The organism is Arthrobacter agilis (assembly GCF_030816075.1).
GTDB lineage: Bacteria > Actinomycetota > Actinomycetes > Actinomycetales > Micrococcaceae > Arthrobacter_D > Arthrobacter_D agilis_E.
Map to the genome: position 1 here is coordinate 3,585,316 of NZ_JAUSXO010000001.1, position 11,738 is coordinate 3,597,053.

The following is an 11,738-nucleotide window of genomic DNA, read 5'->3' on the forward strand; positions in this document are numbered from 1 at the left end:
CGGGCCGGTCCTGATGGCCCTTGCGCAGGTTCTGCTCAGGATTGCCGACGGTCGCGGGGCTGCCCTGTCCTGACCGCCCGGGCCCATCCATCATGTGGATATGACACCGAAGGCCGTCGGGGCAACCCTCGTTTCCGTGGCACTCGCCGCCCTCATCGCCGTGTGCTCGTCCGCCGCACCCGGAAACGCGGCGAGCCTGACGACGAGCTCCGGGCAGCAGCTGCCCGCCTACCTGCAGGGCTACCGCCAGGGCCAGCTGCTCTGTCCGGGGGCCGCGCTCACCGGGAAGGTGTCGGTGGCGATCGTCGATCCGATGATGGCCACCACGGACGCTCCGGGGGACTGCACGCTGTCCGACATGAAGGCCGCCAATCCACGCACCAGGTTCCTCGCCTACCTGAACATCGGCGCCATGCGGGATGCCGAGACCTGGAACGGTGTCTTCCGGAACTCCTGTGCGGACACGGCGACGGCGGCGGGGAAGCGGTTCGCCGTGACCACCCCCAACCCGAAGGTCGCCCGGAACGAGGACGGCTTCGCCACCTATCCGGGCTTCTCCTACCTGACCGTCGCGGACCTGTCCCCGGCCTACGCCGATGCGTGTGCGGCCACGGCGCGCACCATCCTCACCACCGACGCGCAGCGGGGCACGACGAACGCGCCTCCCGCCCGGTTCGACGGCATCTTCCTCGACGACGCCTCCATGTCGCCCTCGCACGGCCAGGACATGGTCGACGTCGGGCAGTGGGGACCGTGGGCCAGTGACGACGCTTACGGCAGGGCCCTCATCGCCGCCGTGCAGCGCTTCGACGCGACGCTCACCCGCACCATGGGCCGCGACGTCCCCGTGGCCGTGAATCTCGGCGTCTACCCGGCGTGGAGCAACCAGGTGGACCTCGCGCGGCAGCTGGCCGGTACCCGCAGCGTGGACTTCGCGCTGCGTGAGCACGTCGTCGCCGACGGTACCGGACGCCCGGCGCCGCTCGTCGACCTGGAGCAGGCCACCGCCGCGTACCGGGCCATCACGGCCGCCGGGATGCCGGTGGTGGAACACGACTACTCCGTACCCCTGCGCGAACTCCCGACGACGGCCTACCGCCAGGGCAGCGACGTCGGCTCGTCGGCCCCGTGCCTGCGCGACGGGTACGGATCGAGGGCCGCGGTCGTGACCGCGGGCACGGTCCGCCGCACACTCGACCACCGCATGACGCTCGGGCACCTGCTGCAGACCCGGACCGCCGCCGCCCGGACGATGACGGCCACCCTCTCGCAGGCGGAACCCACCTGCCAGGACAACGCCTGGGACGACGACGCGTACCTCGAGACCGTCACCACGGCGTCGACCGACGCCGCGGACGCCCAGGTCGCGGCGCTCACCCAGGCCGTGACGAGCGGGGCCTATGCCGCCGCCGGACCGCTGAGGTTCACCGGGGTGAACGTCGTGAAACTCTCGAACGGGAGTGTGGTGGCGGTCAACACCACCAACGCCACCCGCTCCGTCACCGCCTACGGGAAGACGCTCAGCGTGCCCGCCCGGTCCGCGACGATCCGCTGACCGATCCGCTGACCGACCCCGCGGCCGGGTCCTCCGCCGGATCGGCCGCCGTCCTCAGATGGGTGGGCAGGAGGCTGCCCGGTGCCCTGCTGCGGATGAGGGCCAGGTTCCGGGCGTGCTCGTGCAGGCGCCGGTCCTCCTCGGAGCGCGGCACCCAGGGCGGCACCGGGACCGCCGAACCCTCGTCGTCGCGCGCCACCATGACCGTCAGGCACGTGGTCGTCAGGTCCATCTCCCGCGACCGGGGGCTGCCCGACCGCACGTGGACCGCCACGTGCATGCCCTTCACGCCCGTGTAGACGAGGCGCGCCTCCACTTCGACGACGTCCCCGATGTGCAGCGCCTTCAGGAACCGGACGCCGCCCGAGAACACGGCGACGGTGTCCAGGCCGCAGTACCGCGTGGAGCAGACGTAGGCCGCTTCGTCGATCCAGTCCATCACCGTGCCGCCGTGCACCTTCCCGCCCCAGTTCACATCGGTGGGTGCGGCGAGGAACCGCAGGACCGTCCGCTCCGCGGTGCCGGCACCGGTGTACACCTGGCGGCGCATCTCCTCCACGATCTGCTTCCGGACCTCGATGCGTGCCACGGCGTGCTCGCTGTCGAGGCGTTCGGCGTCCGTCCCCGGCTCGAAGGGGGGAACGCGGACAGGTCTGCCGTCCGGCCCGACCGCCACAAAGATGACGAGGCACTCGGTGCGCTTCCCGCCACCGTCCCCCGACACCGAACCGGACGAGACGACGGTGCGGATGTGCATGGAGGAGGTGCCGGTGTGCACGATCGTGGCCTCGACCTCCACGAGGTCGCCGACCGACACGGGGTCCGCGAAATGGATGTTCCCCACGTAGGCGGTCACGCAGTACGTCTTCGCCCACCCGACGGCGACGGCGTAGGCGGCCTTGTCCACCCACTCGAGCACCGTGCCGGCGTCCACGGATCCGCTGTGGCCGAGGTCGGTGGGGGAGGCGAGGAACCGCAGGGTGACGGAGTTCGCTGCTGTCTCCATGCCGGCCACCTACGCCCGGAGCCAGGCGAGCACGAGCTCGTCGCCGTCATGCACATGGCTCGGCGCGTTCCACGTGACGTGCTCTCCGAGGGCGAGGGGCAGGGCCGGCAGCGAGGACCTGAGGCACAGGAGGGCGTCCCGGAGCGGGTGGTCGGACTGTTCGAGGAGCGCGTCCACGGCGGGGGAGGGAGCATTCATGACCCAGTATCACCACGTGCGACCTCCCACCGGAACCCCGGGTGCTACCTGTCGGGCGTGATGAGGCGGCGCACGGCCAGCCGGATCAGCTGCCGGCGCTCCTCGTGCTGCGCCTCGTCGTCGTCGGGCGAGGCGGCGACGGTGGTGCTCACGGGCGACCACGTCATCGACAGCGCGATCACCAGGGAGAACAGGTGGGCCGGGGGGATCCCCGGATCGACGAGTCCGCGCTCCTGCGCCGCGGCGATGGCCTCGAACTTCGGGCGGTCCAGGATGCCGATCTCCGGTCCCAGCCCGCCGGACGGCGCGCGCTCCAGCCGCGTCCAGGCGGCGAGCTTCACCACGAGGGGATGTGCGAGGTAGTCGTCGTACAGGCGCACCGCGTACCCGGGGAGGTCCTCGCCGTCGATCGGCACGGCGTCGACGATGGCCCGCAGCTGGTCCCGGAGCACGGCGCTGAACAGCTGCTCCTTGTTGCCGAAGTAGGCGTACAGCTGCGCCTTGTTGGCGCGGGCCGCGGTGGCGATGCGGTCGATGCGCGCACCTGCGATCCCCCGCTCGGCGAACTCCGCGGTGGCCGCTCCGAGGATCCGCTGCCTGGTCGCCTCGCTGTTACCCATTCCTCCACCCTATTCCAACCGTTTGGTTTCTTTCTGCTCCGTCGCCGGGTAGGGTGCAACAAACCAAACAGTTGGTTCTAGGAGGACCCATGAGGCACATCAACGGATTCGCATCGGCCCCGGGAAGCGACGGCCTGACGCCGTGGACCTTCGAGCGGCGGGAGCTCCGCCCGGACGACATCCTCGTGGCCATCGACTACTGCGGCGTCTGCCACAGCGACCTCGACGCGATCGCGTCGGCAGCCCGGGGTCGTGGCCGGCTGGTCCCCGGCCACGAATTCACCGGGACGGTCACGGAGATCGGCTCCGACGTCACGCGCTTCACCGTCGGCCGGCGGGTCGCGGTCGGCAACATCGTCGATTCCTGCGGCAAGTGCGCGGCCTGCCTGGCCCACCAGGAGAACTACTGCCACGCATTCCCCACCCTCACCTACGGCGGGGTGGACCGGCACGACGGGCTGCCCACGCAGGGCGGCTACTCCGAGGAGTACGTGGTCCGGGAGGACTTCGCCTACTCCGTCCCGCCGCAGCTCGATCCCGCCGGCGTCGCGCCCCTGATGTGCGCGGGGGTGACCGTCTGGGAACCGCTGCGGCGCTGGCAGGTGGGACCGGGCAGCACCGTGGGCGTCGTCGGGCTCGGCGGGCTCGGGCACCTCGCGGTCAAGCTCGCCAAGGCACTCGGTGCACGCGTCACGGTCTTCACCACGTCACCCGCCAAGGCCGACGCCGCCCGCCTGCTGGGTGCGGACGACGTCGTGCTGACCACCGACGACGCCGCCATGGCGGCACAGTTCGACAGCCACGACCTGATCCTGGACACGGCGCCCGCCCCGCACGACCTGACGCCCTACCTGCGGGCGCTGGCCATGGACGGCACCCTGTGCGCCCTGGGCATCACCGAGCGCCTCGACTTCGACCCCATGGCCCTGCTGATCGGGCGCAAGAGCCTCGCGTCGGCGGGCAGTGGCGGCACCAGGGCCACCCAGGAGCTGCTGGACTTCTGCGGTGAGCACGGCATCACGGCCGACGTCGAGGTGCTGCCCGTGGGCGAGGTCGATGAGGCGCTGGAACGGTTACGCCGCAACGACGTGCGCTACCGCTTCGTCCTCGACCTCACCGCGTAGGCGGGGTCCACCCGAGGTCGACGACGGTCACGCCGCCCGCGGAGCGGTCGCCGGCCATCGCGACGAGGGCGTCCGGGACCTCGTCGAGCGCGATCCGGCGTTCGATGAGATCCTGCGGGCGCAGCCGGTCCGCCGCCACGAGATCGAGCAGCCCGGGATAGTCCCGCGCGGGCATGCCGTGGCTGCCGAGGACGGACAGCTCCCGGCCGATCACGGCACCCATGGGGATCACGGGATCGGCGGGGAAGAGACCGATCTGCACGTGCCGGCCGCGGGGCCGGAGCGAGAGGATGCCGACGGCGGCGGTCTCCTCCCGCCCGAGGGCGTCCACCGAGACGTCGAAGCCGGCGGGGGCTGCCTCGGCCAGGGCTGCGAGCACGGAGGCGCGGGACAGGCCGGACGAGTCGATGGTGCGGACGGCGCCGAAGCGGGCGGCGCGTTCCAGGGCGGCGCCGTCGATGTCCACGGCCACCACGCGGGCGCCGAGCGCCGCGCCGATCATGACGGCGCTCAGCCCGACCCCGCCGCACCCGACCACCACGAGGGCCTCGCCGTCCCCGAGGCGGGCCTGGTGGACGAGGCCGCGGTACGACGTCGCGAAGCGGCACCCGAGGAGCGCGGCGGCTCCTGCGTCGAGGGACCCGGGGACGGCGACGAGGTTCGTGTCCGCGTCGTGGAGCGCCACGAACTCGGCGAAGGAGCCCCAGTGCGTGAATCCGGGCTGCGTCTGGTTGCGGCACACCTGGCCGTTGCCGGACAGGCACTCCGGGCAGCGGCCGCACGCGCACACGAATGGCGTGGTCACGCGGTCCCCCACGGAGAAGCGGTGCACATCCGCGCCCGCGGCCTCGATGGTGCCGACCAGTTCGTGGCCGGGCACATGCGGCAGGGTGATGCCGTCGTCATGCCCCAGCCAGCCGTGCACGTCGCTGCGGCAGAGGCCGGTGGCCTCGACGCGGACGACGACGCCACCCGGCGAGGGCACGGGCGCGGGGACGTCCCGGAGGACGGGGCGGGCGGAGAACTCGTCGAAGCAGACAGCGCGCATCGCACCATTCTGCCCCGCGCGTTCCCCGCCCGGTGCATCGCACCGGGCCCGCGGGCCCGGTCCCTCAGCCCTGCGGCGGCGGGACCCTCCGGGCGGCGCGCGAACCCGTGCGCCGCGCACCGGTGATGAGGGGATCCTTCGCGAGATCCATCATGAGTGCCACGCACAGCCCGATCATCACGAGCAGGAACGGCGCCGCGGCGATGATGGTGAGCGTCTGCAGGGCCTCCAGGCTCCCCACGGAGAGGAGGATGGCGGCCACACCGCCGGTGAGCGCACCCCAGAGGATCGTCAGCCACTTGCGGGGGACCGCCGCACCGAAGGAGGACAGCGAGCCGAGCACGATCGAGGACGCGTCGGCTCCCGAGATGAAGAAGACGGCGACGAGGACGACCACGAGGATGGAGGTCACGGAGGCCAGCGGGTACTGGGCGAGGAGCGCGAACATCGCGGACTCCTGGCTCTCGGCGTTCGCCGCCGCGATGTCCACCCCGTTGTCCTGCAGGTTGAGGGCGGAGCCGCCCCAGACACCGAACCAGATCACGCTGATGACGCTGGGGACGGCGACGACGCCGATGATGAACTCGCGGATGGTGCGGCCGCGCGAGATCTTGGCGAGGAACGAGCCCACGAAGGGCGTCCACGAGACCCACCAGGCCCAGTAGAAGATGGTCCACGCGGCGAGCCACTCGTGCCCACCGAAGGCGCCGGTGCGCGAGGCCATCTGGGGCAGGCCGATGAGGTAGTTCCCGCCCGAGGCGGGGATGAGTTCGAGGATGAAGACCGTGGGGCCCACGACGAACAGGAAGAACAGGAGGGCGAGCGCCAGGATCATGTTGCCGTTGGAGAGCCACTTGATGCCGCGGCTCACGCCGCTGACGGCGGAGACGATGAAGCAGACGGTGAGGATCGCGATCAGCGTGATCTGCAGGGGCAGGCTGCTGCCCATGCCGAAGACCTCCGTGAGCCCGCCGTTGATCTGCAGCACGCCGAGGCCGAGCGAGGTGGCCGACCCGAAGAGGGTCGCGAAGATCGCGAAGACGTCGATGGCGCGCAGGGCCTTGGGGGTGGAGCGGCCGCGGAAGAGGGCCGTGAAGGCGCCGCTGAATCCGCTGCCCCGGCCCTTGCGGAAGGCCGAGTAGGCGAGGGCCAGGCCGACCACCGCGTAGATGGCCCACGGGTGGATGGCCCAGTGGAACAGCGTGTAGTTCATGGCCTGGCGCGCCGCTTCCGGGGTGCCCGGTTCGATGCCGTCGACCGGAGGAGTCAGGTAGTGGGAGATGGGTTCGGTGACGCCGTAGAACATGAGGCCGATGCCCATGCCGGCGCTGAACATCATCGCGATCCAGGATGCCCTCGAGTACTCCGGCTTCTCCCCGTCCTTGCCGAGGGGGATCCGCCCGTACTTGCTGAAGGCGAGGAAGAGTGCGAAGACCACGAAGCCCGTGGCCGTGAGCACGAAGGCCCAGCCGAAGTTGGCCACGAGCCCGTTCAGCACGGAGGTGGTGATCTCCGAGAACCCCGTGGGGAAGATGACGGCCACGAGCATCAGGAGGATGACGATCGAGAGCGAGACGAAGAGGACGGGCCTGTCCAGCGCAGCCTTCGCGGGCGCCTCTCGGGGAGGAGCCTCGAAGGGCGTGTCCTCGCTGGGCGGTGATCCGTGAATGGGCTCGGTGGAATTAGACATACGGCTTACGGTACGCGGGCGGTGAGGACCGGGTCCGGGCCGGTTCCGGGCCAGAACCCGCTTGCCGGAGCCCTCCGGCGGTGGTTCGGGGACCAGCTCGGGCCGTCGGGTGCGGCCGGCGGCAGGGCCCGTCCGGCCGTCCTGCTTCCCCGCCATTGCAGCGATCCCGGGGGTGATCGGCCCGGACGGCCGGGGCTGGGGGACCCGCCGTCCGGGGGCGTCGGAGGGTGCCCGTCCCGGCGTCGGCCCGGGCACCCCGCGCCACGCACCGACTGTGACCAAGACCGCATCGCAGAGGCGCTGTCGTGTGATCGGGCTGCGCCGTCAGGCCGGGCGGAGCCGCCGGCGCTCCCGGCGATCCCTCGCGGTGTCGGTGGTCAGGCTCAGGCCGAGGCCGACGGCGACGAGGAGGATCATCACGAAGGGCAGGACGTCGAGGCCGATCCCCTCGAGCAGGAGCCCGCCGAGGAGCGCGCCCCCGCCGATGCCCACGTTGAACGCCGTCGTCTGCAGTGCGGCCGAGAGGTCGCGCGTGCGGTAGGACGCGGTGCGCAGCATCCTGGTCTGCAGCATGGCCGGGATGCCGCCGAAGGCCGCCCCCCAGACGATCACCGCGATCAGCACCACCACCGTGTTGGTGGTGGCGAGGGCGAGGGTGAGGACGGCGGCCATGACCACCAGCACGACGCCGGCGAAGGCCTTCCGGGGGAAGCGGTCGGCGGCGTAGCCGGCCCCGACGAGCCCGATGATGCCCGCCCCGCCGTACAGGAACAGGACCAGGGCCACGGACCCCGGCTCGAAGGACGAGACGTCCGTGAGCCAGGGGGCGATGTACGTGTAGAACGTGTTCTGGCCCGTCAGCAGGATCAGGATGACGGTGCACAGGAGCAGGACGCCGCGGAAGCTCGGGTCCCGGCGCAGCGGGACGTGCACCTCACCGGCCTTCCGCTCCACGTGGTGGTTCACGGGTGGCAGGAACTTCACGATCACGAGGGCGAGGACGGCCACGACCACGCCGATGATCGTGAAGGCGGCGCGCCAGCCCAGTGCGTTGCCGATGGCCGTGCCGACCGGGACGCCGAGCACGAAGGCCGCCGTCCCGCCGCCGGCGGTGATGGCCACCGCCTTGCCGAGTTGATGGGCCGGGACGAGGTGCGCGGAGTAGGCGGCGACCACGGCCCAGAAGAGGCCGTGCGCGAGTCCGCCGAGGATGCGTGCCGCGACGAGCACCCCGTAGGTCGGGGCGACGGCCGCGAGGACGTTCGCGAGGGCGATCACGAGGAGCACGACGACGATCAGCGACTTGCGGGAGAACCGCTGCGTGACGGCGGCCAGCGGTGTGGTCGCCACGACGACGGTCCCGGCGAAGATGGTCACGAGGTAGCCGGCCGTGGAGATGCCGACGTCGAGGTCACGGGCCATGGCCGGCAGGAGGCCGGTGGGCAGGAACTCGCTGGTCACGGAGACGAAGATCGCCCCCGCGAGGGACAGCAGCCCCAGGTAGGGGAACGGCGCGGAGGCTTTCGCAGTGGCGTTCGGCGGGGAGGAGACAGACAAGGGGTACCAATCATGGGGAGTGCCGGCGGTCATCGCCCCGGTTGCGCCGTTGAGAACCGGAAGGCGTGGCGGAGTCGAGTACGTTCGGGACGTGACTCCACCGGTGGTAACGCGGGGATCCCGTGGCGCATTCCTGCCGGTCCGATTCGCTCTCCTGCACACCGTCCTGCACGCCGTCCTGCACACCGTCCTGCACACCGTGCGTGCGGGCCCTGGCCGCGGCCACGGGCGCAGGTCAGGCGAGGAGGGCCGCGACGACGACCAGCGCCGGGATGGCGAGCACCGAGGACAGCAGGACGGTGTCGCGTGCCAGCGGGATCCCCCGGCCGTAGCGGCCGGCGAACATGAAGACGTTCTGCGCCGTGGGCAGGGCGGAGACGACGACGGCGCCCAGGAGCCGCTCACCCTCGAGCCCGAAGAGATGATGCGCGGTCAGGTAGGCCGCCACCGGCATGAGGGTGCTCTTGAGTGTCGTGGCCGTGAGGACCTGCAGGCGGTCCGGCCCGGCGCGGAGCGGGCGGCTCCCGGGCAGGGACATGCCGAACGAGAGGAGGACCATGGGCACGGCGGCCCCGCCGATCAGCGCCAGCGAGTCCCAGACCGGCGGCGGTGGGCGGAAACCGGTGGCGGCCACGGCGACACCCAGCAGCGAGGCGATGATCATCGGGTTGCGGAACGGCTGGGTCAGCAGGGCCCGCACGGAGGGCTTCCGGCTGGAGGTGAGGTCGAGGACCGTCAGGTAGAGCGGGGCCAGCAGCAGCAGCTGGACGAGCAGTACGGGGGCGATCAGCGTCGCGTCGCCCAGGGCGTAGACGGTGATGGGGATGCCGATGTTGTTGGCGTTCACGTAGGAGCTCGCCATGGCGCCGATCGCCGTCTCGGCGGCGGGCCTGCGGAACAGGAACCTGCTCAGTGCTACGTAGAGGGCGGCGATGGCGAGGGAGGAGATGATCGCGATCGGCACGTATTCCGAGAACACGGACCCGAGGTCCGCGTCGGCCAGGACCGTGAACAGCAGGGCCGGGTTGGTGACGAAGAACGCCACCTGGTTCAGTGCGAGACCGGCCTGCGGTCCGCCGATGACGAGCCGCCCGGCGATGTAGCCGACGAGGATCACGGCGCCGACGACGACGAACCCGCCCAGCACTCCCAGCATGCGTCCTCCTTCCGCGCCGCAGGCCCTCCCGGGCGGCGCCCCCTTAAGAACCTAATGCGTCCACCGCCGGGCGGTGGACGCATCAGGGGATTGCGGGCCGCAGGTTACGGCGTGCGGCGGGGTACGGGGTCGGGGGCGAATTCGGCCAGTGCCGGCAGGGCGCGGCCCTGGAAGTCGAACATCGCCTGGTTCTCCCACGCATTGCCGCTCGCGGGGTCGGCAGGGTCCCAGCCGTTGCCGTCGACCGCGGTCCAGGCGGGCTCCCAGCTCACCACGCCGATGCCGCGGCCGCCGGGCGCGGAGGCGACGACGTCCTGCACCGCGCGGAAGTTCGCGGCCTGCCCCTCCGGGGTCGCCGGGTAGCCCGATACCAGTTCGGACTCGAGGTCGATGACGTTCGCCCACGGGTGCTCGGGGTCGTCGGCCAGCGTGAAGGGGTAGGAGTTCTCCACCACGAGCACATCCCGGCCGTACCGCCCGGACAGCGTGGTGACGGCGTTCTGCAGGTCGGCCAGCGAGCCGTGCCAGTAGCCGTAGTAGGAGAGCCCGATGGTGTCGAACTGCACGCCACGCGCCGTGACCTCGTCGAACCACCAGGTGAGGCCGCCGATGCCGTTGTTGATGTTCGTCAGGTGCAGGATCACGTCGGTGTCGGCGCTGACGTCCTTGACGGCACGGGAACCGGCGGAGAGGAACAGCGCGAGGTTGTCCCACTGCGCGCCCTCCACGCCGTCGCCGGGCAGGACGTCCCAGGTCTGGCCGAGGGGCCACATCATGCCGGGGTTGATCTCGTTGCCCACCTGCACGGCGTCCGCGGTCGCCCCCGCGTCCTTGAGCGCGGTCAGGACGTCGTGCGTGTGCCGGTACACGGCGTCGGCCACGGCATCGGGTGCGAGTCCCACCCAGGCGGCCGGCATGCCCTGTGCCCCCGGATCGGTCCAGCGGTCGCTGTAGTGGAAGTCCACGAGCACCTCGAGGCCGGCGGCCTTCGCGCGCTTCGCCGTCGCCACCACCTCGTCCGTGGTGTTGTAGCCGTCCGCGGGATCCACCCAGACCTTGAGGCGGACCATCGTGGCGCCCGCGCCGGCGAATGCCTGCACCGCGTCCACGGGCCGGCCGGCGGCGTCGTAGTAGAGAGCGCCGTTGTCCTCGTTCTTGGCCAGGTTGGACAGGTCGGCCCCGCGGACGGTGCGCGAGACGGACCCGGGCGTCAGCGTCACGTCGTCGACGACCACCCAGTCGCCGGCGGTGCCGCGCGTCTCGATGACCACCTCACAGGATCCCCTGGTGACGTAGGCGTCGGCCGCGATGGTGAGCCAGGCGCCGTCCTGCGCGGTGGACGGGATGACGGTCTCGCCGTCGGTCCCGCAGTTGCGCAGCCCGATGCGGGACGCCTTCAGCGTCCCCTCGGACTTCACCCGGGCGGAGACGGTCCACCAGCCCTCGGCCAGCGGGCCGGTCTTCTGGCGGGCGGTGACCGTGGCGTCCCCGACCAGCCGCTGCGCGAGGTGCGCACCCTCGGCGTCGCGCTCGACGGTGGTGGAGGCCGGCCTGCCCGTGGTCTTCCAGCCGGTCAGGCCGGCCTCGAAACCCGGGTTGGTGATGCCGACGTTCCCCGGGGCCGGGGCGGCCGTCGCCATGCCCGCGGGCAGCGCGAGCGTGGCGAGCAGCGACGCGGCGAGGGCCGCCGTCGTCCGCCCGTGGATGGAACGGGGTCCGGCTGTGCGTTGCGTTCTCATGCGTCCTCCTTGACGTGGTTCCCCGGGGCGGGGCTTGCCGGTGGT

The 11,738-nt window shown here is 71.5% G+C and carries 10 protein-coding genes; 2 read left to right on the top strand and 8 right to left on the bottom strand.

Features of this window, described 5'->3' with window-relative positions; genetic code table 11:
* Positions 1–100: 100 nt before the first annotated feature.
* Entirely contained in the window at positions 101–1,555 is a 1,455-nt protein-coding gene (locus QFZ50_RS16940) for a hypothetical protein (protein WP_307086137.1), read from the top strand.
* Here the strand turns inward: QFZ50_RS16940 and QFZ50_RS16945 are convergent.
* Genes QFZ50_RS16945 through QFZ50_RS16955 form a run of 3 tightly spaced genes read right to left on the bottom strand, consistent with a single transcriptional unit; the run spans position 1,521 to position 3,379 of the window.
* The gene (locus QFZ50_RS16945) at positions 1,521–2,561 is read right to left on the bottom strand and encodes an acyl-CoA thioesterase (protein WP_307086139.1); all 1,041 of its coding nucleotides are present in this window, start codon (positions 2,559–2,561) and stop codon (positions 1,521–1,523) included. The two genes, QFZ50_RS16940 and QFZ50_RS16945, sit on opposite strands and share 35 nt — an antisense overlap.
* A 9-nt stretch (positions 2,562–2,570) precedes the next feature.
* Positions 2,571–2,759, bottom strand: a complete 189-nt coding sequence (locus QFZ50_RS16950) for a hypothetical protein (protein WP_307086141.1) — start codon at positions 2,757–2,759, stop codon at positions 2,571–2,573.
* A 44-nt stretch (positions 2,760–2,803) separates the two neighbouring features.
* Entirely contained in the window at positions 2,804–3,379 is a 576-nt protein-coding gene (locus QFZ50_RS16955) for a TetR family transcriptional regulator (protein ID WP_307086144.1), read from the bottom strand.
* An 89-nt stretch (positions 3,380–3,468) separates the two neighbouring features.
* On the opposite strand from QFZ50_RS16955, the gene QFZ50_RS16960 reads away from it, so the two are divergent.
* A complete protein-coding gene (locus tag QFZ50_RS16960; RefSeq protein WP_307086146.1) occupies positions 3,469–4,503 on the top strand; it encodes an NAD(P)-dependent alcohol dehydrogenase in 1,035 nt (344 codons plus the stop codon).
* Here QFZ50_RS16960 and QFZ50_RS16965 read toward each other — a convergent pair.
* From QFZ50_RS16965 to QFZ50_RS16985, 5 genes are all read right to left on the bottom strand, one after another.
* The gene (locus QFZ50_RS16965; protein ID WP_307086148.1) at positions 4,493–5,551 is read right to left on the bottom strand and encodes an alcohol dehydrogenase catalytic domain-containing protein; all 1,059 of its coding nucleotides are present in this window, start codon (positions 5,549–5,551) and stop codon (positions 4,493–4,495) included. The genes QFZ50_RS16960 and QFZ50_RS16965 overlap by 11 nt on opposite strands.
* Positions 5,552–5,615: 64 nt before the next feature.
* A complete protein-coding gene (locus QFZ50_RS16970) occupies positions 5,616–7,241 on the bottom strand; it encodes a BCCT family transporter (protein WP_307086150.1) in 1,626 nt (541 codons plus the stop codon).
* Positions 7,242–7,565: 324 nt separating this feature from the next.
* Positions 7,566–8,798: an MFS transporter gene (locus QFZ50_RS16975; protein ID WP_307086152.1), complete on the bottom strand. Its 1,233-nt coding sequence runs from the start codon at positions 8,796–8,798 to the stop codon at positions 7,566–7,568.
* A 235-nt stretch (positions 8,799–9,033) separates the two neighbouring features.
* Positions 9,034–9,954 (bottom strand): AEC family transporter, encoded by a 921-nt coding sequence (locus QFZ50_RS16980; protein WP_307086154.1) that lies wholly within the window; start codon positions 9,952–9,954, stop codon positions 9,034–9,036.
* A 104-nt stretch (positions 9,955–10,058) separates the two neighbouring features.
* Positions 10,059–11,693 (bottom strand): glycoside hydrolase family 53 protein, encoded by a 1,635-nt coding sequence (locus QFZ50_RS16985; protein ID WP_307086156.1) that lies wholly within the window; start codon positions 11,691–11,693, stop codon positions 10,059–10,061.
* Positions 11,694–11,738 lie beyond the last annotated feature (45 nt).

Coding starts and splice junctions, on each gene's coding strand:
- QFZ50_RS16940 (WP_307086137.1), top strand. CDS start 101: ATGACACCGAAGGCCGTCGGGGCAACCCTCGTTTCCGTGGCACTCGCC.
- QFZ50_RS16945 (WP_307086139.1), bottom strand. CDS start 2,561: ATGGAGACAGCAGCGAACTCCGTCACCCTGCGGTTCCTCGCCTCCCCC.
- QFZ50_RS16950 (WP_307086141.1), bottom strand. CDS start 2,759: ATGAATGCTCCCTCCCCCGCCGTGGACGCGCTCCTCGAACAGTCCGAC.
- QFZ50_RS16955 (WP_307086144.1), bottom strand. CDS start 3,379: ATGGGTAACAGCGAGGCGACCAGGCAGCGGATCCTCGGAGCGGCCACC.
- QFZ50_RS16960 (WP_307086146.1), top strand. CDS start 3,469: ATGAGGCACATCAACGGATTCGCATCGGCCCCGGGAAGCGACGGCCTG.
- QFZ50_RS16965 (WP_307086148.1), bottom strand. CDS start 5,551: ATGCGCGCTGTCTGCTTCGACGAGTTCTCCGCCCGCCCCGTCCTCCGG.
- QFZ50_RS16970 (WP_307086150.1), bottom strand. CDS start 7,241: ATGTCTAATTCCACCGAGCCCATTCACGGATCACCGCCCAGCGAGGAC.
- QFZ50_RS16980 (WP_307086154.1), bottom strand. CDS start 9,954: ATGCTGGGAGTGCTGGGCGGGTTCGTCGTCGTCGGCGCCGTGATCCTC.
- QFZ50_RS16985 (WP_307086156.1), bottom strand. CDS start 11,693: ATGAGAACGCAACGCACAGCCGGACCCCGTTCCATCCACGGGCGGACG.